Consider the following 2,046-nt stretch of genomic DNA (forward strand, 5'->3'; position numbering starts at 1 on the left):
CTCCCCCACCTCACCCTCGGCAACATCAACACCACCTACGAACCCACCTCAACCCGCACCTCACGATTCGACCTCCTCTTCAACATCGTCGAACCCTCGCACGACAGCGCGGCCCAGCCGGGATACGCCGGTCACGTCGAGTACGCCACCGACCTGTTCGACAAGGAAACCATCGAACAGCTCATCACCCGGTTCAAAACAGTTCTGCGCACGGTGGTCGCCACCCCGGACACACCGCTCCGAACCCTCGACGTGCTCCTCCCCGACGAGCGCCACCGACTTCTCGAAGCCTGGGGCCGCACTTCGACAGCCGCATCGATCACCACGGTTCCAGGGCTGATCGAGAACATGGCGGCGCGGATGCCGGACGCGATCGCGGTCACCTCCGCCGATGGCGAACTGACCTACCGGCAGCTCGACGAACGCGCCGACCACATCGCGCATGCGCTGCTCGCGCAGGGCGTACACCTCGAATCAGTGGTGGCGGTCGCGCTCCCCCGCTCGCCGGAACTGATCACCGCCATCCTCGGAATCCTGAAAGCCGGCGCCGCCTACCTGCCCATCGACCCCGCCTACCCGGCGGACCGGGTGGAGTCCGTGCTGAGCGACGCGTCGCCGGCGGTCGTCGTCACCGACAGCGCCACAGCCGGTTCCGTGGTCGGCAACGGTCTACGTCATCTCCTCGTTGACGAGGTCACCGCGGCCGGTGCGCACCCGCGACCCGCGTTGCTGCCGGACAATCTCGCTTATCTGATGTACACCTCCGGTTCCTCCGGTGTCCCGAAAGGCGTGGGGATCACCCACGCGAGCGTCACGCTCTGCGCGCAGGAACTCGCCACCCGGTTCGACATAAAGCCGGGAGGAATCACGCTGGCGAGCACCTCGGTCAGTTTCGATGTGTCAGTCTTCGAAATCGTGGCGACGTTGGCGTCTGGCGGCACCGTCGACATGGTCCAGGACGTGCTGGAGTTCGCTAGGCGCGACACGTGGGCCGGCAGCGTCGTCAGCACTGTCCCGTCGGCGTTCGCCGAGCTGCTGAACGACCTGCCCGAATCCATCACCATTGACACCGTGGTACTAGCCGGCGAGGCACTCCCCGCTGACTTGGTCCGTCGCCTCCGGCAGGCACTACCGGAAACCCGGATCTTCAACGCCTACGGGCAAACGGAGTCCTTCTACGCCACGACAACCGGGCCACTGTCCGCGATGGACGAGCGGAGCAACGCTCCGATAGGCACCCCGCTCGGAGGCGTCCACGTCTACGTCCTGGACCCCGATCTCCGTCTCGTCCCACGGGGCGTAGCCGGCGAACTCTACGTTGCCGGGCCGAACATCGGCCGCGGATACCACGCTCTTCCTGGTCTCACCGCACCGCGGTTCGTCGCGGATCCGTTCGGTGTGGCCGGTGCGCGGATGTACCGGACCGGGGATCTGGTCCGGTGGACGCGCGACGGCGAGCTGGTGTTCGTGGGCCGCGCCGATGACCAGGTGAAGATCCGGGGATTCCGGGTCGAGCCCGGCGAGGTCGAAGCCGTACTCGGCTCGCATCCCCACGTGTCGCGGGCCGTGGTGGTGGCCCGCGACGGCGTCGGCGGCACACAACTGGTCGCCTACGCCGTCGGAGTCGGCAGTGGCCCGCCAGACGGAGAGGAATTGCGGAGGTTCCTGGCTTCCCGGCTGCCGGAGTTCATGGTGCCGGCCGCAGTCATGGTGCTCGACGAGTTGCCGCTGACGGTGAACGGGAAGCTGGACCGGCGGGCACTGCCCGAGCCGGAGTTCCTCGGCGACGCCTACCGCGCCCCCCGCAACCTCCACGAAGAGATGCTGGCCGGACTGTTCGCCGAAGTCCTGGAGGTCGACCAGGTCGGCATCGACGACGGCTTCTTCGCACTCGGCGGCCACTCACTGCTCGCCACCCGGCTCACCTCACGCATCAGGTCGGTGCTCGGCTTCGAGGTGCCGATCCGCGCGGTCTTCGAGAACCCGACCGTAGCCGGACTGACACCTTGGCTGACCCACAACCGGCCGGTGCAGATCCCGGTGACC

At 67.3% G+C, this 2,046-nt stretch carries 1 protein-coding gene; it reads left to right on the forward strand.

The features are described 5' to 3' along the window. Positions 1–2,046, forward strand: a 2,046-nt coding sequence (locus FHS34_RS41785; RefSeq protein WP_184976181.1) for a non-ribosomal peptide synthetase, incomplete at both ends; no start/stop codon positions are given.

It is taken from the genome of Streptomyces echinatus (assembly GCF_014203595.1).
Lineage (GTDB): Bacteria > Actinomycetota > Actinomycetes > Streptomycetales > Streptomycetaceae > Streptomyces > Streptomyces echinatus.